Annotated in this window: 16 protein-coding genes and 1 pseudogene; 3 read left to right on the plus strand and 14 right to left on the minus strand. The window is 44.4% G+C overall.

The window, feature by feature from the left end; genetic code table 11:
• The 6 genes and pseudogenes from AC1DYT_RS25930 to AC1DYT_RS25955 form a co-directional block, all read right to left on the minus strand.
• A partial coding sequence (locus AC1DYT_RS25930) for a ligand-binding sensor domain-containing protein (protein WP_477472391.1) occupies positions 1-3,514 on the minus strand: 3,514 nt, incomplete at its 3' end.
• Positions 3,515-4,080: 566 nt separating this feature from the next.
• Positions 4,081-4,905 carry a sugar phosphate isomerase/epimerase family protein gene (locus AC1DYT_RS25935; RefSeq protein WP_477472392.1) on the minus strand — a complete coding sequence of 275 codons (825 nt, stop codon included), beginning with the start codon at positions 4,903-4,905 and terminating at the stop codon, positions 4,081-4,083.
• A 23-nt stretch (positions 4,906-4,928) separates the two neighbouring features.
• A pseudogene (locus AC1DYT_RS25940) lies at positions 4,929-5,199 on the minus strand (GMC oxidoreductase); the annotation flags it as partial.
• Positions 5,200-5,233: 34 nt separating this feature from the next.
• A complete protein-coding gene (locus AC1DYT_RS25945; RefSeq protein WP_477472393.1) occupies positions 5,234-6,442 on the minus strand; it encodes a Gfo/Idh/MocA family protein in 1,209 nt (402 codons plus the stop codon).
• Positions 6,443-6,478: 36 nt separating this feature from the next.
• Entirely contained in the window at positions 6,479-6,811 is a 333-nt protein-coding gene (locus AC1DYT_RS25950) for a sugar phosphate isomerase/epimerase family protein (RefSeq protein WP_477472394.1), read from the minus strand.
• A gap of 3 nt (positions 6,812-6,814) precedes the next feature.
• Entirely contained in the window at positions 6,815-7,669 is an 855-nt protein-coding gene (locus tag AC1DYT_RS25955) for a phytanoyl-CoA dioxygenase family protein (RefSeq protein WP_477472395.1), read from the minus strand.
• Between the two features lie 123 nt (positions 7,670-7,792).
• Between AC1DYT_RS25955 and AC1DYT_RS25960 the strand changes: the two genes are divergently transcribed.
• Positions 7,793-8,659 (plus strand): AraC family transcriptional regulator, encoded by an 867-nt coding sequence (locus AC1DYT_RS25960; protein ID WP_477472396.1) that lies wholly within the window; start codon positions 7,793-7,795, stop codon positions 8,657-8,659.
• Positions 8,660-8,911: 252 nt separating this feature from the next.
• On the opposite strand, the gene AC1DYT_RS25965 is transcribed toward AC1DYT_RS25960, so the two are convergent.
• Positions 8,912-9,607 (minus strand): VIT1/CCC1 transporter family protein, encoded by a 696-nt coding sequence (locus AC1DYT_RS25965; RefSeq protein WP_477472397.1) that lies wholly within the window; start codon positions 9,605-9,607, stop codon positions 8,912-8,914.
• 196 nt (positions 9,608-9,803) lie between these two features.
• Here AC1DYT_RS25965 and AC1DYT_RS25970 point away from each other — a divergent pair, with 196 nt between their 5' ends.
• Entirely contained in the window at positions 9,804-10,496 is a 693-nt protein-coding gene (locus AC1DYT_RS25970; RefSeq protein ID WP_477472398.1) for a cytochrome b/b6 domain-containing protein, read from the plus strand.
• Complete coding sequence (locus AC1DYT_RS25975; protein WP_477472399.1) at positions 10,489-10,764, plus strand: hypothetical protein; 276 nt, start codon at positions 10,489-10,491, stop codon at positions 10,762-10,764. The genes AC1DYT_RS25970 and AC1DYT_RS25975 overlap by 8 nt, the downstream gene beginning before the upstream one ends.
• A gap of 155 nt (positions 10,765-10,919) precedes the next feature.
• On the opposite strand, the gene AC1DYT_RS25980 is transcribed toward AC1DYT_RS25975, so the two are convergent.
• The 7 genes from AC1DYT_RS25980 to AC1DYT_RS26010 form a co-directional block, all read right to left on the minus strand.
• Complete coding sequence (locus AC1DYT_RS25980; RefSeq protein WP_477472400.1) at positions 10,920-12,365, minus strand: rubredoxin; 1,446 nt, start codon at positions 12,363-12,365, stop codon at positions 10,920-10,922.
• Complete coding sequence (locus tag AC1DYT_RS25985) at positions 12,362-15,871, minus strand: molybdopterin-dependent oxidoreductase (RefSeq protein ID WP_477472401.1); 3,510 nt, start codon at positions 15,869-15,871, stop codon at positions 12,362-12,364. The genes AC1DYT_RS25980 and AC1DYT_RS25985 overlap by 4 nt, the downstream gene beginning before the upstream one ends.
• 57 nt (positions 15,872-15,928) lie before the next feature.
• On the minus strand, positions 15,929-17,233 hold the full coding sequence (locus tag AC1DYT_RS25990; RefSeq protein ID WP_477472402.1) for an MFS transporter: 1,305 nt from the start codon (positions 17,231-17,233) through the stop codon (positions 15,929-15,931).
• A gap of 37 nt (positions 17,234-17,270) precedes the next feature.
• Positions 17,271-18,143, minus strand: coding sequence for an ABC transporter ATP-binding protein (locus AC1DYT_RS25995; RefSeq protein WP_477472403.1), 873 nt, complete (start codon positions 18,141-18,143; stop codon positions 17,271-17,273).
• 30 nt (positions 18,144-18,173) lie between these two features.
• Positions 18,174-18,959, minus strand: a complete 786-nt coding sequence (locus AC1DYT_RS26000) for an ABC transporter permease (protein WP_477472404.1) — start codon at positions 18,957-18,959, stop codon at positions 18,174-18,176.
• A gap of 75 nt (positions 18,960-19,034) precedes the next feature.
• On the minus strand, positions 19,035-20,252 hold the full coding sequence (locus AC1DYT_RS26005; protein ID WP_477472405.1) for a CmpA/NrtA family ABC transporter substrate-binding protein: 1,218 nt from the start codon (positions 20,250-20,252) through the stop codon (positions 19,035-19,037).
• 27 nt (positions 20,253-20,279) lie between these two features.
• Positions 20,280-21,887 (minus strand): alginate export family protein, encoded by a 1,608-nt coding sequence (locus tag AC1DYT_RS26010; RefSeq protein ID WP_477472406.1) that lies wholly within the window; start codon positions 21,885-21,887, stop codon positions 20,280-20,282.
• Positions 21,888-22,300 lie beyond the last annotated feature (413 nt).

The raw sequence follows: 22,300 nt of genomic DNA on the forward strand, positions 1-22,300 counted from the left end.
CAGCCTCGACTAATTTATATATATCCTTTAAATTGTCTTTCAGATAAAAACGAAAGTCATCATTATCCTCAACCAAAAGAACCACCGGCTTTTTATTTGACCGCAGCTGTGTGACGATAGTTTCACCTTCATTATGGATAATTTCGTTTACGCTGTCGTTATCAATATCATCGTCCGATGGCGGGTCGATATCCCCACGGTTATAGATAACAAACGGTAGTTTAATGATAAAACAACTGCCGCGATCGGGTTCACTCTCTACAGTTATTTCACCTCCGTGCATCTTTACAAACTCATGCGTAATTGCCAGGCCGATGCCACTGCCCTGGTTGATCATCGACTCCGGAATATCGTGCTGAAAAAAACGTTCGAAAATTTTACCTTGTTTTTCATGCGGAATACCAATACCGGTATCGATCACCCTAATTTCAAGCGGGGCATCGCTGGTTTCGCTATCTACATTAAGCAAGACGCTTACCTGGCCACCTGGCAGCGTAAATTTAAAGGCATTTGATAACAGGTTAAATAATATCCTTTCTATCTTATCATGGTCAAAATTGGTAAACAGCGAATCGATCGAGGTATCAAAAATAAAATTGATCTTTTTTTGTTCAGCGATATCAGTAAAGGAAAGATATATCTCGTTGATGAACTTCACAATATCCCCAGGCTTGCTATGTAGTTTCAACTCCTGAATTTCCATCTTCCTAAAATCAAGCAATTGGTTTACAAGGTTCAACAATCGCCTGGCGTTTTTTCCTATCATGCCCAGTTGTTGTTTCTGTTCCTGATCAGCGCGGTTAAGCATTTTTTCGACCGGCGCCATGATCAGCGAAATCGGCGTTCGGAACTCGTGGCTTACGTTGGTCAAAAATTTAGTTTTCAGTTGATCCAGATCCTGCATTCGCTTAATCTCCTGCCGCTCCTGTTCAATTATCAACTTTGCTTCCTGCTTTTCTTTCTCTGCTATGAATTTTTCTTTCTCTGCTATGAATTGTCTTCTTATTTTTTGCATTCCGCGCCGGCGTACAAAAAAGAGGGTGCCGGTTATCAGCAACAGGTAAACAACATAAGCTAAAGTAGATTTCCAGAACGGAGGCAATACCTTAATCTTTAATTTTATATAGCTGGGTTTCCATTTTCCCTCCTGGCTAATAGCCCGTACCTTAAAAGTGTAATCGCCTCCGTCAAGGTTGGTATAGGTAGCTTTCCGGGTAGCATTGTCTGCAGTAAGCCACCCTTTATCAAAACCCTCCATCATATACTGGTGCGTTATTTTATTGGGGTTAAAGAAATTTAACGCGGCAAATTCAATGGTAAACACATTTTCGCTGTGCTTAAGCGTTATCTCCTGTGTGGCCGAAATTGCTTTAGTTAATACAACATGGCCGTCAACTTCTTCATTGGCTGCTATGCTCTTGCTAAATAGCTGGAAATCGGTGAAAATTAATTTAGGCTCATCTATATTAGGATGTATACCCAGTGGGTCGAAAATATTGAAGCCGTGCGAGCCACCAAATATCAATTCCCCTTTATTGGTTTTTAAAGCTGCATTTACAGTGAACTCCCTGCCCTGCAGGCCGTCTGTTTCATCAAAGCTTTCAAACTGAAACTTATAGGTGCCGTTGCCTGGTGCCAACGTTATGCGCTCCAGGCCGTTTGATGTACTTACCCACATGGCCCCCCTGCTATCTTCCAATACATTCAAAACCTGGTTGTCGGGCAACCCGTCCTTTTTCGTCAGCGAGATAAAACGGTTGGTTTCCGGGTTCAATATGCTCAGTCCGTCCCTTGTCGCTATCCACATCTGGCCGCGGCTATCCTGCGTAATACTAATGACGTCATCACTGATCAAACTGTTAGGGTCGTTGCCCTTTTTATTATAATGTATAACGCCACGTCCATTTTTTAATATTTTATCTATGCCATAATACCCTCCTACCCAGAGATTTCCTTTGGTATCCTCAAAGAGTGCGGATACATAAGGTGACCTGATATCCGCTTTTTTAAAGGGAGGCGAAAATATTTTTTTATCCCTGTCAAATATTTGCAAACCCGCATCAAAAGTGCCTATCCATAACCGATTCGACGAATCTTCCAGGATATTCCACACCCGGTCATCGGCAATGCTCGTAGGCATCTTGTCATTATGCTTATAGTGAATAAATTTTTTACCGTCGAAATGGTCCAGCCCTCCAAAATAGGTACCTATCCATAGCTGCTGATCGTGGTCGATACATAAACTTACGATATTATCACTACTGAGGCTGTTCGGGTTTCCCGGGTCGTGTTTATACTGCGTAAACTTGCCGGTTTTGCGGTCAAAATAACTTAAACCGCCCCCATTGGCCCCAATCCATAAATTACCTTTTTTATCCTCAGCAAATTGATTAACATCTTCAAAACTAAGACTCCGGGTATCTGAGGCAAAGTGCCTGTATAACGGGAACCTGATAATATTTTTATGATAATAACTTATCCCTTCTCTAAGTGTACGGGCCCACATAATGCCTTTGTTGTCTTTGTAAAGCCATACAATGTTCTGTCCCAACGATTTTGCATCATCTTCCCTATTTAGTAAATAAGTAATTTTGAGGCTTTTCTTGTCCAATACATTTATCCCGCCATGATCTGTAGATATCCAGATAAGGCCGTCGTCAGCCTGAACGATATTAGTGATGATGTTCGACGTAAGCGGTGTTTCTGCCGATTCTTTTGAAATTTGCCGGAACTGCCCTGTCCGGGGACTGTAATAATACGCACGGGAGTCTACGTTCGGGTTAAACACCCAAAGGTCGCCATCCTTGTCAATAGTTATCGAATAGTTCTTGCCCCTATTATTAGCCGCTTTTTTAAAAATATCTGTGTGGTACGTAATGGCATTGCGTTTTACGTCAAATAACTCTACTACCCCGTCATCATAGGCAAGCCATAAATTGCCGCTTGCATCCTGCACCATATCTGTAACAGAACTTGAATATAATGATGGGTTGGAACTATGGTGATGATAATAACGCGTGGCAGTTTTTTTCAGTTCATTATATCTGTAAAGGCCTGAATCAGGGCACAAAAACCAGAAATCGCCTTTCCCGTTGTTAAGTATTTTGGAAACGAACGTGTACCTCGGAAGTTTGAAAGAATAGATTATCGGCAATACATCATTGTTAAACTGCTCCGTTTCGGGGTCATAAAAGGAATATCCGGCCCGCGTTCTTATCCATAATTTTTTGTCGGGCCCTTCGCAAATATTTTTTATGTAATCATCATTAATGGAGCTTTTGTTATTTACATCGTGCTTAAATACTTTAAAAGTATAACCGTCATACCGGTTAAGGCCCGAAGCCGTGCCGAACCACATAAAGCCTTTGGAATCTTTTAATATACAATTAACCTGGTTGTGAGATAACCCGTTGCTTATATTGAGCTGCGAAAACTGGTACTGGCTGTTTTGCGCAAAACTGTTCGAGTAAGCAAAAAACAACACCGAAACGACAATACAAAGTTTTACACGCATTAAAAATTCAGTTGAGATCTTCGAAATCGGGAACCTGGCCCTTTAGCAAACCGGTACACTACTGTAGCATAAAAGTAAGATAAATTAGTAATTAACGAGGTAAAAGTGAGGATTCCTTTATTTGATCAGCGGAAAATAAATAACCTACATCTGACGCAAACGAGTTGCCGATGCCATGGTACGGGCCATGCCTGAACTTACAGTGAAATAAAGCTTGTTACAGAAGTGGGGCAATTTAGCACCATAAAACAGTTTGTCAGCTATAACTTTTTGCCCTGATGCTGGCCAAAGGTGGGGTTAAAACCCCCGACAAGGTGTGACAGCCAATTGCAGGACAAAAGAAAAAATGCCCCTTTGTACATTGAAACACCTATTAAAAACGTAGTACTGGCACACGGTGCGTTTGCAGACGGATCAGGATGCTGATCAGGCTATTTCCCGGCGTCAATTCACCGTTGATCAGAAGTGCGTAACAAGTCGCCGGTTGGTCACTAACCATTGCTGAAAGCTTTTTGCAAGCCACGCTCAGCAACGTGGTTAATAATAAAAAGGGGGAGGCTGCCATGCTACCGGGAATTATATTGCTGATAACGTTCTTTTAGCAGCAGCATCATATGCAAATTAATATCCCACTGGTTGGCTACCGGCATTTTTGTAAAGGGTAAGGCCGGCATGTAAGGGGCCGGCCCAAACTCGGGCGTAATGGTTAGTAAAGTTGCCCCCGCATTTTTTTGATGGTTTAAAATTGCATCCCACCAGTTTAAATGGGCCGCTACCTCTGCTTTCCATTCATCGGCGCGCGGATCAGAGACCTGGGCAGATTGACTGTGCCCCACCCTCGCGTGGATGTGGATTGCGCGACTGATGGCAATCGCCATTGCTTCCTGCTGTTGCTCGAGCAGACTTTCTGATACGTTGCACCAGTGCGAAAAATCGGCTGTAATCACTACATCCGGATTTTCGACCAATAATTCTTTTGTTGTGTGTGCAGCAAACAGGGCTTTGTTACGATGCGTTTCATGAGCAATGGTAATGCCTGTTTCTTCGCGTATTGATCCGGCTAATTCAAAGAGTTCCCGGTTCTGCGCGGCAGTAAAATAGTCTTTACCGGTTTGCGCGTCTATTAATACTGGTTTTAATGATGCCAGATATTGTAAATGTTTTTTATAGTTTACTTTATGAAGGCTGAAATCCTGTTCGAAAGACTGGTAATATTGCCCTATAAATAACAGTTCATGATTTTCAAGAGCTGCAATCATTTCATTCGCTTCTTCCGTATCCCAGGATACCGGCGATTCGACACCATCAAACCCGGCATTTTTTACCGATTTACAAAACTGGTCCCAAGGTGTATTTGAGCCCCATCGCGGGCAAAAAAATTTTATTTGCATGGTTTATTTTAGTTAAGCCAACCTTATAAATTGCCCTTTTTAAGTTCGCTGACCGCATAATCAGCTGCCCTTGCCGTAATGGCCATGTAAGTGAGCGACGGATTCTGACATACACCGGAGGTCATGCAGGCACCATAGGTAACAAATACATTTAAGGCGCCCCAAAACCTGGTTATGCGCGTTCAAAACGGAACTTTTCGGATCGTTACCCATACGGGCAGTGCCCATTTCATGTATGCCCAAACCCGGTGCCTGTTTACTATCACTCTCGATAATATTCTTAAATCCGGCTTTTTCCAGATATGGTGATGAATTTGACTTTGCCATATTACTGTTGACTGGTTGCGGGAGAGATACTTTGGCGGCTCAACTCGCCGGTTATTTTATTTTTTAGGATGGTAATGGTTGCACCGGAAGGTAATATTTCTTCTTTAATCAAATAGTGTTCCTCGTCGTAGCTATTGAAGGCAGAAGTTGTTCCGCCGTCCTCTTCGCCGCGCCACTCCTCTAATCGTACTTTTTCCCATCGGCCGGATTCTGCAGAGGCATAAGCGGCATCTATTACTGCATTTACTATGTAACCATCGTAAAAGTTCTCCCGCGGTTCGCGGTTATTTTCAATGGCTTCAAACATATCGGTAAACATATTGGTGTAACCCAGCTCATGCACTTCATCACCAACCGGGAACAGCCATCCCGAATTGCTTTCCGCCTTTTCGGCCACATATCCTCCGCTTTTCCCGGTGCTGAACATTTCAAACCCGGTTCGCAAAAAATTATTGATCCAAAGCGTACCTTCTGTTCCCTGCACTTCGTCCCGCAGGTCCATACCGCCCCTAAAACACCAGCTTACTTCGAACTGCCCGATAGCGCCGTTAGCATACTTAACAAGCCCTATCGCATTATCCTCAGCTTCAATGGGATGTACCTGCGTAGCTGCCCAGCACATCACCTCAACAGGTTTTATATTTTTACCGATGTAGTTGCGGGCTATTTCTATGCAGTGGCATCCCAGGTCAACTATAGCGCCGCCACCCGATTGCTCCTTATTCCAAAACCAGTTGCTATGCGGCCCGGGGTGTGCTTCGCGCGATTTTGCCCATAGTATTCGGCCAAGGCTCCCGGCTTTTATGCTTTGCAAGGATTTCAAAAATTTGGGCGAGTAACAAAGGTCTTCCAGATAACCGCCCATGATGCCTGCTTCGGTTACCAGATCCAGCATTTGTTTTGCTTCGGCGGCGGTACGGCCGAGCGGCTTGGTACATAACACAGGTTTGCGCGCTTTAGCACAGGCGGCTACGGCGGCAAGGTGCAAATCGTTTGACAGTGCAATAATCACTACGTCCACCTCTGTGTGGCTCACCGCCTCATCGAGGTTATCACTAAAATTTGGAACCTTATATTCAGTAGCAAGTGTTTCGGCGCGTTCGTTACTGCGCGAGTAAATTAGGGTTACAACGTCTTTACGGCGCTGGTTTATCAGGGATTCGGCATAAAAACGCGCTATAAAGCCTGAACCCAAAATGGCTATTCTCATATGGTTTGGTTATTGGTTAAGTTTTTTAAAATCACGTTATGCCCACCCAAAGGTGTTACGCACATATTGTACGCTATTCTTCCAATCGTCTTTAATTGGGTTTACAGGAGGCGCATCAAAGGCCAGTTCAACGGCTGCCCTGCCATTGTAGTTTTGGTTTTTTAAGGCATTGGCTATTGCCTCAAAGTCAATATTTCCTGCCCCTACTGTTTCTGTCCATTTCCCATCGGTGGTTTGATCGCGCATATAAACTATTTGTTTGCCATAAGTGTCAATAAATTCAACAGGATTTATTCCGCCTCTCGCCAGCCAATTCAAATCCGGCCCGAGTTTAATATCAGAGATGTCTCTTCGATCTAAATTTTTCATGGCTTATTTATTAACCTCCTGCTCCCAGCCGGTTTCTTTAAGTGCCGGGTCGTTTTCTTTTTTGAGAAAATCCGCTTTAGAAAGCGATTCGGGCTCCCATTGCAATATGGCATCATCGGGTACTATGTCAACCGGCGTGTGCCATGAGGTCGACGTTTCATTATAAGCAAGGTTAGACTGCAGACTGTAGCAGGATATGATAGACCAGCGTGGATGGTCAGACAGGTTAGCTTCTGAACGGTGAAGGAGATTGCTATGAAAAAACAACGCATCACCAGGATCCAGCTCTGAGTGTACCAGTTCCATTGTTTTTAGCGCATTATTTACCATCTGCATATCAGCACCAACCTGTTCACCCGAAAACCCATGATTGATCCTGCCCATCTTATGGGAATTTTTGATGACCTGCAGGCAACCATTTTCTTTATTGGCGGGCGATAGCGCCACCATCACGCTAATCAGTTCGTCGGGAAACATAAATTGATTTTTGTACCAGTACCCGTAGTCCTGGTGCCATTCCCAGGCACCGCCAACCTTGGGTTCTTTTTGCATCAGTTTAGAGTGAAAGTGACATACCTTAGCTTTATTGCCCAGTAGTTTCTGTACGGCATTTACCATCTTTTCACTTCGGGTTAAGTAACCAAAAACATCATTGCCGGGTGTAAACCAAAGCGATAGTTTTGTTTTTTTTCCGCTTTGGTCATTCAGATCCAATGCGTTGTTTCGCATCGCGTTGTCGTTTAAAGCTGTTTGGTAAAGCTTGTCGATCTCGTTTGTGGTACAGAAGTTCTTTACCACCACATAACCTTGTTCGTGGTACAAAGCAACCTGTTCTGAAGTTAATTTTATGCCTGACATATAATTGGTTTGATGACATCTAAGTTAGCCTGACATAAAAATCTCTGCTACGTTTCAAATGGTTAAAACCGATACTTTTCTAACATTTTCGTAATAACCCTTAATAAAACTGTATTATTGAGGATGAAACCTGTATTGGAATATCTTCCTAGAAATTCCGGCGAATCGTTTGTGACCCGATTTTTTGACTACAACTATTATCCGACTCCCTGGCATTTTCACCCCGAGTATGAATTGGTTTTGGTGACCGAAAGTACGGGCAAGCGATTTATAGGCGATCAGGTTAGCGATTTTAAGCCGGGAGATCTCGCTTTAATAGGCCCTTATTTACCGCATACGTATAAAAACGATCCGCAATATTTCGAGGAACGGTCAGTGCTCAAGGCTAAGTCCATCGTGGTCCATTTTAAAGAAGACTCGTTTAGCGAAAGCTTTTTTTTGTTGCCTGAAGCTCAAAAGATAAACTCCTTACTGGCCAGGTCTTTTAGGGGGCTGTCAATAACCGGTAAAACCAATACACTTATCAGTAAAAAATTACATACGCTGATTGATGCGCGAGGGCTTAACCGTTGGCTGCTGTTGCTGGATATTTTAAATACCCTTTCGGAAAGCAAAGATCTGTCTTACGTGTGCACGGGTGTGATCACAGGGAAAAATCAGAACGAAACGATTAGAATGAACAGAATAATAGATTTCGTTATTAAAAATTTTAACAGAGAGATCTTGCTATCGGAAGCTGCCGATCTGGCTAATATGGCAGAAAATTCCTTTTCCCGCTACTTTAGCCAGCGTACGAGAAAGTCATTTACGAGCTTTGTAAACGAGGTGAGGTTAAACCACGCCTCGAAATTATTGATAGAGACAGATAAAAGCGTGACGGATATTGGTTTAGAAAGTGGATTTAATAATCTTTCCAATTTTAACCGGCAGTTTAGAAAGCTATATAATAAGAACCCTCTGATGTTTAGGAAGCTATTTGTAAACGGGTAGTGGTAATTCTTTATCTGCTGTATCTCATTAAACCGGCTTTCTCGCGAACTTCCGTTAGACACCTATTTATATTGACATTCGATAATGACGGCGGTAAAGGATTTGCTGTTGACCCATTAAAGCCTTCAAATCAAACAACTGAACGTCTATTTTTTTCACCAAAAGACTAAATAAAATTCATGAAAGCGGCTAAGCAGATGCCTTACATAGCCATCGTTGCCTGTATTTCAAAAATTTAGACACGGAAGGATATTATTGCGTTTTTACGCCAAACAAATGGCCCACCAGGGCCGACATCCCCATTGCAAAAGTGCCCCAAATACAAATGCGGATAATTGATTTAAGCATGCCCGAACCACCCGCTTTAGCGGCTACAGCGCCCGAAAAAGCTAAAAATATAATAGAGAAGCCGTATTGGTAAAAAATCATTTCCTTAACGGGCGCAAAAAAAGACACCAGCACCGGCAACGCGCCGCCTACTGTAAACGCCAATGCCGATGCCAAGGCTGCGGTGAGCGGCCTGGCTTGTGTAATCTCATTTATACCTAATTCATCCCTGGCATGAGCTCCTAATGCATCGTGTGCCGTCAATTGAGTGGCAACTTGCCTGGCAAGGTCGGGCGTCAGGCCTCTTTTCTCATATATATCTGCCAGTTCCGTCAGTTCAGATTCGGGCTTATCAGATAGTTCCAATTTCTCGCGCGCCAAATCGGATGTTTCTACGTCTGATTGAGAGCTGACGGACACGTATTCTCCCGCGGCCATTGATAACGCACCGGCCACTACGCCGGCAATTGCCGCAAGAACAACAGGGTTACGGGTTTGGCTCGCCGCAGCTATGCCAATTGCAAGGCTGGTTGTTGAAAGGATGCCGTCATTAGCGCCTAAAACGGCCGCCCGAAGCCAGCCGCTCCGCGTTATAAAATGTTTTTCTGTTTGCGTTTCCATTATCTATACATTAATAAGCCAGTAGTAAAATTCAGGATTCAAAACATAGTTGACCTGCCACGCCGCTAGTTAAACAAATAATCTGAATACAATTTGTATTTAGCATACTGCTGCGGCCAAAAATATATTCGTTGGAGCGTTAATCCAGTTTGTCTTCAGATTTGTCGCATATTTTTAACACAGATAAATATACCACATGGCCATTATTGAACCCACCCGGCGTGATGTAAAGCACCCGTCGAAATTTAAAAGATACTCTTCGTCATTACGCCTTTGGCATTGGGTTAACCTAATCGCTATCAGTGGCTCGTTAATAACAGTACTCATCAACTCCACAATTACTGATGACAGGGCTACCGGTACGTTGATAAAGAGCGAATTGGGAAAGGCCGGCACGGTGTTAAGCGACGAACAAGTAAGGCCTGCCGCGCATGCTTTAAGCGATAGCGTATGGGGGATACATATTTATTTTGGTTATGCTTTGGCGGCTTTATTAGCATTCAGGCTGATATTGGAGTTTTTTCAATTAGCTGATCAAAAATTTATCCGGCGAATAAAAAGCGCTTATCATCATTTCAATACGATTAAAAAAGAGCGGGAAGAGGCAAGGCACGAGCTTGCTGTTAAATCTATTTACGCCCTATTTTACCTGTTGCTAATTATAATGGTAGTAACGGGTTTGTTCCTGGCTTTTGAGGACGCGCTTGCCGCTTACAAATCAATAAGGCACTCTGTTAAAGAGGTGCATGGGTTTTGTATGTATCTCATCATCGCTTTTATACTGGTGCACATTGCGGGCGTATTACTTGCCGAACGCAAAGATGGGGCCGGCATAACATCAGACATGATCAACGGCGGCAAACAAAACGCCTACAAGCATAATGGATAAACAAATACAAATATACCGGGCATCCAAATCGCGGCCAACTGCCAGGCAATTAGAACATATTAAAACTAATGAAGTTATTGTGGCATTTATGACCACGTTTTCCGAACCAAAGGATGCCGAATTTTTGTGGCTGGAAGCAAGTAAACAAGGCCATAAAATGAGCATGAGTTCATTTTATGGCCGCCTTAAAAAGCTTGTTGAATTAGGTTTAATTACTAAAATACATGTAGCAAACAATAAGTTTGCTTATAAAATCACTCCGTATTAGCTATTTGAATTTCAGCGCAAGCGTTACGATGTTGGAGTTTATAAGATAAATACAATTACGACGTGAGACCCTCCGGCTCCATATAGCTCTTAAAACCTTGCAGATAAATTATTTATAAGGTTTTCTTGTACTTCTACAGGCGATATCATGTGCACTTAGGCTACGGCTGTGGAAACCGCACTAAACTCATCTTTTCCGGCTTCACAAACAGGACACACAAAATCAACCAAACTTGCGAAAGACGTGCCCGGCGATGCACCATTCAGTTCATCCCCATAAGCTTCATCGTAGATGGTTAAACAACAACCACATTGATACACTTGCTTTTCCTTAGTTGTCGCTTCCACTTTAGCAATAGCCTCTTTTGGTTGCGAAACTTCAATTTGCCCGGCATAAAACTTATCACAAAGCGCTATTAGATGTTTACTTAAATTTTCTCTTAAAGTGCCCTCCTGGTAAATCACCACTTCTTTCGTGTTGGGGTTAAAATCGAGGGTATGAGCTATTTCGAACAAGCCGTTAGCGCGTTCGCGTATGATAACAGAACCGTACAGCCCCGATTTTGGCGACCGCTTAACCACAAAACTAAGTCGATAGGTGCGCAGGTCGGCTTCCTCAAATTCGCGAACCAGTTGCTGCTTAAGCTGCAGGCACTGGCTGCACAAGTCCTCCACCTGCCAATTAAGCTCATTAGAAGCATGACGGATGTTTACCCGGTATTTATTGAGGATATTGCCCCACAAAGGGCGGTCGGCAGGCTCTATATTTTTTATCAGTAAAGATTTCCAGGGACTGATGTAGAGCTGCCCTATACGAGTTTGCATGCAAAGCTTACAAATATCTTTTAACAGTTCAACGGCAAAAAGCTCATCGCGGCGGTATATGCCCAGCCAATATTTATTGCCCTGTTTGTTAAAACCTTCGTAGTATGGCAGCTGAAAATCGGGCAGTTTTAAAGGCTGATTTATCTGCTGGATTACAAAATCGCTACCCGCCGATACCATTTGATGGAATAGGTTTGAATCAATTTCCGGCTGATCGTAAAACAGCTGCTTATTGCTGAATATCACTTCCTCTGCCGCTTTAGCTGTAGCAGGGATATCGTCCGAATAAATTAAAGATGGCCAGCTGTACAGGATATTAGTTTTGGGGTATCTTATTTGCAGGTACCAATAGTTACTTACAGATGAGGATATAAAATTAAGGTTCCCTGTAAAAAAGGGCGCGAAGGTTTGGCTGCTATCAACCAGGTTTATTTTCAGCAAGGGCATATAATCAAACAGATCGAAAATATCCTTATAAACACCTTCCTTCAGCCAGTTCTCCTGGTTAAAAATACCATCGGCAATATAGGAGCTTACTATGTTGGGGTATTGCGCGGCATCTGCTTCATAATCAATACCGGCGTTCAACAGCACTAAATCCAAAGCGTCCAGTTCCTGGCTATCTACCTCAAAATACAATTGCTGGCGATTACCAAAACGCATGTGTTCGACACCGGCATTTTGCGCCAATACTAAAATCTCATAAAGATCGCCGGCGGCCACTACACCACCCGGGAGGTTTATTTTAATCTGCTTTTTACTGTTGCTTTGCATCATACCGCATTTACCGTTTGCATTTCTTCCAGTAACCGTTTTACTTCGGGCTTGCAACTGCCGCAGCCCATGCCGGCTCCGGTTGCTGTGCAAAGGCTGGCGAGGTTATCGCAGCCCGCGTCAATTTTGTTGCGGATATTGCCCGCGCCCACATTATTACAACTGCATACCAGTTTACCCAAAACCGGCTCGGCAGTTTTGCCGCTGCGAAGCAGCTTAAGCCGTTTATCGCTGAGTTCGGTCTTGTTGGCAATGAGTTCCTTAAACTCTAAAAACTCGCTCTTATCGCCTATCAAAATTGTACCTACCAACTTATCCTGATGTATGATGCACTTTTTGTAGTAGCGTTTGGCCTTATCAATAAATACAACTTCCTCGTAGTCCTTATCATCAGGGCAATCAGAAAGGCCAATGCTGCACAGATCGAACCCGTGGATTTTGATAATATTCATAAACAGGCTGCCCTTGTAATAGCTGGCGATATCGCCGTTCATATAAGCAGCAACCACTTCTGCCTGCTGCTCGGCAGCGGCGGTAATACCATACAGGGTGCCATTAAATTCAGCTATCTCGCCAATAGCATAGATCGATGGGTCGCTGGTGAGCAGGCGTTCGTTCACCAAAACGCCGCGTTTACAATCCAGTCCACAGTCTTTGGCTATCTCCAGGTTAGGCGTGGTACCAATGGCCAGTATCATGGCATCGCAGTTTATTTTCCGCCCGCTCCGTAAACCTATACCGGTTAGTTTGGAGCGGCCGAAGAACAGCTGCACTTCGTCATCATAAAAAATATCGCAGCCCTGGTCGGCCATTTCCTCGTGCAGCAGGCGGCTACCTAACTCATCCAGCTGCCGGTTTAAAAAACGGGATGTCCGCTGGATAATAGTAATAGTAATGCCTATCTCGCGGAGCGAAGCCGCCATTTCCAGCCCCAATAAACCACCGCCAACTATAACCACATGCCCACCTTTTGGTACGTGCTTTTTAAAGTTATCGGCATCGTTACGGCTACGCATACTGAATATACCGGGCAAGGATGGTACATTTTTAGGGATAGATGCCCGGCTGCCGGTTGCAAGCAACAGCACATCATAATGAGTTTTTACACCCCGGCTGTCAATAACAAACTTGTTAACGCGGTCTATCTTTTCTACGCTTACGCCGCGCAGCAAGCGGATGTTGTAGCCGGGTTCTTCCTCATCGGTCATTTTAACCAGCTGCTCCCAGCGTTGCTCGCCGCTGATGTAGTCGGGCAGCATTACGCGGTTGTAGAAGGGGAAATCTTCTTTACTAAAAATGGTGATCTCATCGTCCTTATTCAATTCCCGGTACGATTTTACGAAGCCATAGGCCCCAGCACCGGCACCAACCACCACAATGCGCTGGAACGGCTTTTTGTATTTTTGAACGCTTACCGCGCAATATTTAAAATCAGGCTCTTTGGAGATTGGGTCTAACGCATCGTTGGTTAAGTTATTTACGCGGTTAAGGTCGTTACCCAATATTTTTCCCCAATGCATCGGCATAAACACTACGCCTTGTTTTATTTCTGCGGATAGTTTCGCCTTCACTTGCACCTCGCCGCGGCGGGATGTAATAACCGTTACATCCCCTTCTTTGATGCCCAGTTGTGCGGCATCCTGCGGGTGGATCTCTAAAAACGCCTGCTTAATATGCTGGTTCAGTTTATTAACCTTCCCCGTTTTGCTCATGGTGTGCCAATGGTCGCGGATACGGCCGGTGGTTAGGATAAAGGGGTATGTGCTGTCAGGCAATTCGCTGTTCAGCGCATCGGGTACGGCGCTGATGAGGGCCTTTTTGCTTTCGGTATAAAATTGTTTATCGGTAAATAATCGTGGTGTTCCTTTGTTTTTCTTCGATTTATACGGCCATTGAACAGTGCCTTCGCGTTTTAATATTTCATAACTCAAGCCACTAATATCAATCGTAGTTTTAGCGGTGAGTTTGGCATGTTCGGCATAAATTTCGGCGGCGTTTTTAAAATCGAAACCTTTATACCCCATCTTTTGCGCAAAGCGGCAAATGATCTCGCTATCGGGCAGGGCCTCGCCCGGGGCATCCAGAATCTTCTCCAGGTAACTAATGCGCCTTTCCGAATTGGTCATGGTGCCTTCCTTTTCGGCCCAGGCAGCGGCAGGGAGTATCACATCGGCGTAGGCCAATGTTTCGGGCTTATTGCTTACCTCCTGCACTACCACAAACTTTGCTTTTTTAAGGGCCTCTTCGGCCAAACGTACGTTGGGCAAACTGGTGAGCGGGTTGGTACACATTATCCAGATGGCTTTCAGGCGGCCATCGTTCAGTGCCTCGAACATTTCGGTAGCGGTGAGACCGGGCTTGGCGGCAATTTCTGTTCCGCCCCAAAACTTTTGTACCTCGGCCCGGTGCAGCGGGTTGGCCAGGTTGCGATGAGCAGGCAACAAGTTGGCTAAGCCGCCAACTTCGCGCCCGCCCATTGCATTTGGCTGCCCGGTTAATGATAGCGGGCCCGAGCCCGGCTTACCAATGTGCCCGGTTATTAAATTGAGGTTTATAAGGCTTAAATTTTTGTTTACCCCTATGGCGCTCTGGTTAAGCCCCATCGTCCACATGGAGATAAAGCCTTTGGCCTGCCCGATGTATTGGGCGGCAAGGCGAATGTCGTTTTCGGCTACGCCACAGATCTGTGCCGCATCAGCCACGCTGCGTTCAAACACCAGCCGACTGTACTGTTCAAAACCATCGGCATGGTTGGTGATAAAATCAAGGTCGATATCTCCGTTTTCTATCAGCACACGGCCAATGGCATGGTTAAGTGTTATGTCGGTACCGGGGTTTAGCTGTAGGTGCAGGTCTGCGATACCGCAGGTATCAGTAACGCGGGGGTCTACCACGATGATCTTTACATCGGGATTAGCGGCCTTATGCGCTTCCACTCTTCGCCACAAAATTGGATGGCACCAGGCCGGGTTGGCGCCGGTTACATAAAAGCAATCGGCCAGTTCTATATCATCATAGCAAACAGGTACGCTATCTTCGCCTAAAGCTATTTTGTATCCCACCACCGCGCTGCTCATACACAGGCGCGAATTGGTATCGATATTATTACTGCCGATGAAGCCCTTCATCAGCTTGTTCACTACGTAGTATTCCTCGGTAAGGCATTGCCCCGAGGCATAAAAGGCCACCGAGTCGGGCCCGTATTTTTGGATGAAGGTTTTAAAAACGGCTGCTGTGCGCGTCAAGGCATCGTCCCAGCTTACCCTTTGCATGGGCATGCTTTTGCTGTAGCGCATTTGCGGGTACAGCAGCCTATCGGTTTTATCATTAACAGTGTAGTGCAGGTTTAGCCCTTTGCTACAAAGCATCCCCTTATTTACAGGGTGGGCTTTATCGCCTTCCAGCGTAATACTGCCGTTTTTTTGTTTATTGATAACAACGCCACAACCCACCCCGCAATAGCAGCAGGTACTTTTTTGTGTATGAGCGGATAGTTTTGTTTTGACCATTGTTATTTTGAGCTGAAGGCAGAAAGCTAAAAGCAAAAAGCCTCATAAGTACTTTCTTTATGCGATGCTTGCCTCTAAAGCAGGCTCTTCGGCTTTTTTGGCAGATGGTTGTTTTTGAAATCGGGTGATGAGCACAATTACCGATACCGCAATAACCGCGTAGCCGATATAAGTAAATGCCTGCACGTAGGTAATAGATTCCGACTTGAATAAAAAGCCGAACATCATGCCGCCCAGGTTACCGCCTGCACCCACAATACCGCTTACAAGCCCTACGTTTTTAGCGTTTACAAAAGGCACAATTCCATAAGTGGCTCCGTTAGACATTTTGAGGAACAGCGCGAACGTAAGCATGGTAACAATAGCCATCACCAACGAACCCGAATGCGCGAACAGTACCAGCCCCGCACCTTCCAGCAGCAGCACGCCGGCTAATAACAAGCCCTTGCCACGCATACCAAATTTGCCGCCTACTTTATCTGATACGATACCGCCAAGTGCACGGGCAAAAATGTTCATGAAACCGAAGATACCGGCCCAGAAACCAGCCGAGCTTTGCGAAAGTTTAAATGTATCTACAAAGTGCAACGAGGCTACGTTATCAAAGGTGATCTCCATACCAAAGCACATGGCGTAAGCAAGGGTAAGCGCCCAGATGCGCCAATCGGCTAATACCGACCAATCGGTTTTTGCAGAGTTTGCTTTAGTATAGCCAACCTCGTCGTAATTGCCATCAGGCGTATCCTTGGTATATTTCCAGTACACTAAAGCAATAAGCAGCATCATAGCACCAGGTACAATCATCGCGTAGCGCCATGCCTCAGCCTTGGTATAGCCAAAACCTACGATAGCAGCAAAAATTAAAGGCATCACCATATTGGTTACGCCGCCGCCCAGGTTACCCCAGCCGCCGGTTACCGCGTTTGCTGTGCCTTTTATATTGGGCGCAAACATCATAGAAGTGTGGAACTGGGTAATCACAAACGATGCGCCGATAACACCAATAGCCAGTCTGAACAACAGGAAGGAGGTATAATCATGCGCTAAGCCAACTAAAAACACCGGCAGGCAGCCAACAAGCAGTAACCGTACGGCTGTTTTGCGCGGCCCCCAGGTATCGCAAAGCTTACCTATAATAAGGCGGGCGATAATGGTAGCGGCTACCGATGCGATAATAGTATTACCTACCTGGCCTTTTGTTAAATGCAGTTCGGCGCGAATGGTTGGCATTAATGGTGCCAGGCCGAACCAGCCAAAAAAGCACACAAAAAACATAAGCCAGGTAGTATGGAACGTGCGCATTTGCACGCCTTTAAGCGAAAATATGTTGAGTTTGGTAAGTTGTTTTCCTGTTTGATTCATGATTGAGCTATTTGATTTTTTATGTTAAATGCGCCTGTTATATATCAGCAATAGAGAACTTATCTATCAACAGATTCAATAGTTTATCGTGTATTTTAATGTATGCGGGGTCGTGAACAATGTCCTTTTTATTGCGGGGGCGGCTAAGCGGTATATCAACAATTTCTTTAATGGTAGCCGCCGGGCCGTTATTCATAACCACTACCCTGTCTGATAAAAATATGGCCTCTTCAATATCGTGCGTTACCATGATGATGGTTTTTTGCCTGTTGTCCATCACCCAAAGCTTCAACAATTCGATGTGCATGCTACTTTTTGTTAAAGCATCGAGCGCGCCAAAGGGCTCATCAAGCAATAGTATTTTGGGGTTGATGGAAAAAGCGCGCGCTATGGCCACCCGCTGTTTCATACCGCCCGATAATTGGCCCGGTAATTTATCTTTATGCTCCCATAAGTTAACCATTTTAAGGTTGGTTTCAACCAGTGCTGTTTTTTCGGCAGCTGTTTTATCTTTCAGGGCCGAATCAACGGCAACATAAATGTTCTTGTAAACCGTAAGYCATGGCAGCAACGAATAGTTTTGAAAAACTATCCCTCTGTCGGGGCCCGGTGAGGTTACTTTTTTGCCATTAGCAAACACCTCGCCACTGGTAGGTTTTACCATGCCGCTTATGGTGCTCATCAGGGTTGATTTACCACAGCCCGAGTGGCCTATCAATGCCACTATTTCGCCTTTCATTACCGTCAGATCGATCTCCTTTACGGCAGTGTATAATCCTTTAGGCGTTTTAAAGCTTACGGTTACATTACTTACCTGGATGCTTACCGGTTTAGCGTCCTGATCCAAAAGATCTTCATCAACTACCGAAACGCCTTCGTCTGATAGTGATATTGTTGATGTATTACTCATAAATTACACTTTAATAATGATCTTAAATTTTTAAGCCGCGTATGAGAATTTCTTCTGTAGCCAGGTAAAACACATATCCAGTAGTGAGCCTACTATGCCTATGATAATTATCGCCACCAAAATTTTGGCTACGCTGCCGCCGTTAAAGCCTTCTTCCCAAACAAAATTGCCCAGCCCTATTCCGCCGGATAACATTTCGCCGGCAACAATAACCATCCAGGCAATACCAATAGATAGCCTAAGCCCGGTGATGATATGCGGCAAACTAAAGGGTAGTAATATTTTGCTGAGGTAGCTCCAGGCAGAAAATCCAAAGGCCTTGCTCACGTTTTTATGATCCTGCGGAATGCTGGATGCTCCAAAAGCGGCGTTAATTAAGGTTGGCCATATACAGCATATAAAAATCATGAAGATGCTGGCCTTTGGCGAATCCTGAAAAATGGCCAGCCCCAACGGAAACCAGGCCAGTGGCGAAACAGGCTTTAAAATTTGCACCATAGGGTTAATAATGCGCATGGCTATTTTGCTGCTGCCCATCATAAGCCCCATAGGAATGGCAAACAGGCTGCCTAAGCCAAAACCAATACCCACCCTGGCGAGCGAGCTTAGTAACTTGGTCATGATCCCCTTCTGGTCGGCATCGTTTTGAAAAGGTTGCTGTATTACCTCTTTAAATACCGCCCAGGTAGCCAGCGGAGTAGGTATCTCATTTTTGGTAAGTTTGGCTATCAGGGCCCAAATACCGCCCATAATTATCATTCCCGCCACAAAATACCCTACCGACACCGCGGTTTTTATCGAAAATAAATTCTTCATATCATTTTAAGTGTTTTAGCAAATTTTGCCGGGATAAACAGCACCCGGCAAAAATCCACTTCAATTAACTACTAACTATTTCTTTGAACCTGCTATGTATGGCGCAGGGTTTTTCGGATCGAAGACGATAGTTTCCAGGTTGGTTTTAAAGGGCCTCATATCCTCCTGTATGGGTACATTCATGCTTTTTGCAACTTCGGCGAACAAATCGTCCATAATTAATTTCTGCGCTATTGTGTTGTAATCGGGCGCCGTGCTAAGCATGCCAAAGCGCACGTACTGTGCCATAAACCATATACCGTATGATAACTTTGGCGTATTTACCACACCATTGTTGTAAAACGTCATGTAGTCGTCTTTATACTTTTGCACGCCCAAATCGCAGCCAATTTCGGTAGTACCCATTAACCGGGCCTCAATTACCTGCACCGGTGCATTTACATAGTTTGGCTTACTTAGCAGTAAGGCAGCTTTTTTGCGGTTGCTCATCACATCAAGCCATCTGCAGGCTTCAATAAGGGCTTTCATTACATTTTTAAGGTCTTCCTTGTCGGTTTCGGCGAAGGCTTTATTAACTACCAGCGCTTTTTCAGGGTGGTTTTTCCAGATGTCCTGGCTGGAGATCTGCGTGAAGCCGATACCCTGAGTAGCAGCAACGCCATTCCAGGGTTCGCCAACGCTAAAACCTTCCATGTTATCAACCCGCATGTTGGCAACCATCTGCGGCGGCGGTATAGTAATAATACCTACCGATTTTGAATTTACACCGCAAGCAGCCAGCCAGTTACGCAGCCATATATCGTGCGTTCCACCCGGAAACGTCATGGCAAAGGTTACATCCTTGTGCGCCTTTACAGATTTGATGGCCGCCGCTACGTTCTTAAGGTCTCTGAAGCCAACCAGCCCGCAAAAATCTTTAGACAGGGTAATGGCCTGCCCGTTGTTATTTAGTATCATGGCTATCTTCATTTCAGAACCGGCCTTGCCACCTATACCTGTATAAACCGAAAACGGCATAGAGAACAGGCAATGCGCACCATCCAGCTCGCCATTTAAAATTTTATCGCGGATAACTGCCCACGATGCTTCTTTTGACAGCTGTACGTCAACCCCGTACTTTGCAAAAAAGCCCATCTCTTTTGCAATAACCAACGGAGCGCAATCTGTTAAGGGAATAAAACCCAGTTTAACAACCCTTTTGGGTGGCCTGGCAGCAGCGCCGCTTACCAGTATCAACAGGCACAAACTCCATAATAATACGGGCTTGCAATATTTTTGTATGTATATATTCATTTTAGGGGTAGTTTATATTGTTTTAAATTATTGTCTGATTGCAACCGGCTTGGCGTAAAAAAAGTCGGGCGTGAATTTTATCATTACATAAGCCCAGGTAGCTGTTTTATTAAAGGTGGCCGCAGTAGCGTCGTTTACAGCCTGTGCTTTGGCAAAGGGCATGCTATCGGTACCTTTCATCAGCGAGTAACCAAATTCTATATTGGTAAACTTATTGGCGGTATAGCTAAAAAGCAGGTCGCCTTCTTTACCCAGGTTCTTGCCAATAACTGTTCCGTCGGCTTTTTTCATATCCTTATTAAGCGAAAACGAATGCAGATCGAGCCCTAAAGCAAAGGTATTGGCCGTGTATTTGAATTTAAGGTAAGGGTTATTTAACCCGCCTTTAGGCGATCCGGTACCTGCATAAAAATAATCCATATAGCCCCAAAACTTATGCGGCGTACCGTATAATGGGTCGAAGGAGTTGTTTTTACCTGCGGCAATATCTGATGTTGAGCTACCCGACACCACATCGTAACCCGGGGTGATGCTAAACAAGCCTTTTTGATAGGTGGCCGCTATAGTATAATGGTAGGCACCCATCTTCTTCTCATCTCTATCCTTGCCGGATTGACGGTAGTAAGCGGCCTGTATAGCTATCTTACCAAAGCCCGATGCATTGCCAATAGTAGGACTAAGCATTAAGCCATAAGTATAGCGTCTGTTTATACCATAATCATAGGTGTCGGCTATGCCGTTTGGAACAAACCGACGACCATACACATAGCCTGTGGCGGCTGTCCCTACCGAATCGAGCCGGTATTTACCAAAATTATCATTGAAGAGCAGTATCGATAGCTTGGTTTGGTCAATTTTTTTGCTGATATATAAGCTGGTGAACGACTTATAGTTTTGCGTTGCACCATTGGTACCTGCGGGATTTGTAAATACGGGGGTGCCCGCTTTTGAGCTATTATTTGCTGCGCTGCCACCAGCCGCTAACGGCAACAGGCCTGCCGGCAGCGGTACAAGCGTACCTGCGCTGTTTTTAATATAAGCAGGCAAATTACCCGGCAGGTAATTGCTGTTGGTTATACCGGCGGCATCGGTGTTTTGGTTATATGCAGCGCCGAGATCTACCTGCCAGCCGTGGTGCATAGCCTTTAATAAGACCATATCGTGTTGGCGCGCCTGCTGTAGCCAGTCAAGGTTACCAATAAGGCGCGAATCATCGTAGATCAGTTCCTGCCGACCTATTTTTAAGGTAAGCATATCCAATAGCTTAAACCTTACATTGGTATCGGCTTTGTTGGCAAGGGTTAGTTCTGCCCAGCCTTCGTGCAGCATAAAGCGATTTCCATCTGCGAGTGATATAGTAGAAGCATCCGCCCCCCACACCCGTATGTCCTGCACGCTAACGCCAAAGGTTAGCAGATCCCATTTGTAGCCAAAATTCAAACGGGTGCGCTGAGAAATAAAGTCGGCATTTTTTGCGCCGTTTGGCACCAGATTACCGTAACCGTTACGGTCTTCGGCGCGAACGCGCAATTGCCCAACCAGGCTAAACTGAGCCTTTACTGTGGTGATTTGAAAACAGCCGAAAATTAAAAATACGGCAAATATTATGATTTTATAACGTACATTTTTATACATTTGGTTTGGTTTTTTATTTGTTAAAGCGATTAAAAACTGTTTAACTCTGTCTGGGAATGCGACCTCCCGGCAGGGTTTTTTTTATTGTTTTTTTATTTTCATCATAGGCAGGGGACTATTGTTGTTTTAGAGTGTTTCATTATTATAAATATATCATAATTAATGATTAAATGCAATTTTTATCGTTTTAAAATCAATTTTTATGATTAAAATCATACAATAAGTCATTTTTTAATAAAAATCTAAATTTATACCGTAAAAAATTGCTCAAAATATAGTTTTGATAATTTTAAAGGCACTATAAAAGACATTTTAATGTGAAAATTCATGATTTAAGTTATGTTTAACAGATATTTTACACGAAAAACAGCGAATAACCATTCTTTTTGTCATAATTTAGCCAACAAAAAGCA

The sequence above is a fragment of the Mucilaginibacter sp. P1_D10 genome, from assembly GCF_056406215.1.

Excerpts from the sequence above, each read along its gene's own strand:
- AC1DYT_RS25985 (WP_477472401.1), bottom strand. The coding sequence starts at position 15,871 with ATGGTCAAAACAAAACTATCCGCTCATACACAAAAAAGTACCTGCTGC.
- AC1DYT_RS25965 (WP_477472397.1), bottom strand. The coding sequence starts at position 9,607 with ATGGAAACGCAAACAGAAAAACATTTTATAACGCGGAGCGGCTGGCTT.
- AC1DYT_RS25960 (WP_477472396.1), top strand. The coding sequence starts at position 7,793 with ATGAAACCTGTATTGGAATATCTTCCTAGAAATTCCGGCGAATCGTTT.
- AC1DYT_RS26010 (WP_477472406.1), bottom strand. The coding sequence starts at position 21,887 with ATGTATAAAAATGTACGTTATAAAATCATAATATTTGCCGTATTTTTA.
- AC1DYT_RS25945 (WP_477472393.1), bottom strand. The coding sequence starts at position 6,442 with ATGAGAATAGCCATTTTGGGTTCAGGCTTTATAGCGCGTTTTTATGCC.
- AC1DYT_RS25980 (WP_477472400.1), bottom strand. The coding sequence starts at position 12,365 with ATGATGCAAAGCAACAGTAAAAAGCAGATTAAAATAAACCTCCCGGGT.
- AC1DYT_RS25970 (WP_477472398.1), top strand. The coding sequence starts at position 9,804 with ATGGCCATTATTGAACCCACCCGGCGTGATGTAAAGCACCCGTCGAAA.
- AC1DYT_RS25975 (WP_477472399.1), top strand. The coding sequence starts at position 10,489 with ATGGATAAACAAATACAAATATACCGGGCATCCAAATCGCGGCCAACT.
- AC1DYT_RS25935 (WP_477472392.1), bottom strand. The coding sequence starts at position 4,905 with ATGCAAATAAAATTTTTTTGCCCGCGATGGGGCTCAAATACACCTTGG.
- AC1DYT_RS26000 (WP_477472404.1), bottom strand. The coding sequence starts at position 18,959 with ATGAAGAATTTATTTTCGATAAAAACCGCGGTGTCGGTAGGGTATTTT.
- AC1DYT_RS25955 (WP_477472395.1), bottom strand. The coding sequence starts at position 7,669 with ATGTCAGGCATAAAATTAACTTCAGAACAGGTTGCTTTGTACCACGAA.
- AC1DYT_RS25950 (WP_477472394.1), bottom strand. The coding sequence starts at position 6,811 with ATGAAAAATTTAGATCGAAGAGACATCTCTGATATTAAACTCGGGCCG.
- AC1DYT_RS26005 (WP_477472405.1), bottom strand. The coding sequence starts at position 20,252 with ATGAATATATACATACAAAAATATTGCAAGCCCGTATTATTATGGAGT.
- AC1DYT_RS25990 (WP_477472402.1), bottom strand. The coding sequence starts at position 17,233 with ATGAATCAAACAGGAAAACAACTTACCAAACTCAACATATTTTCGCTT.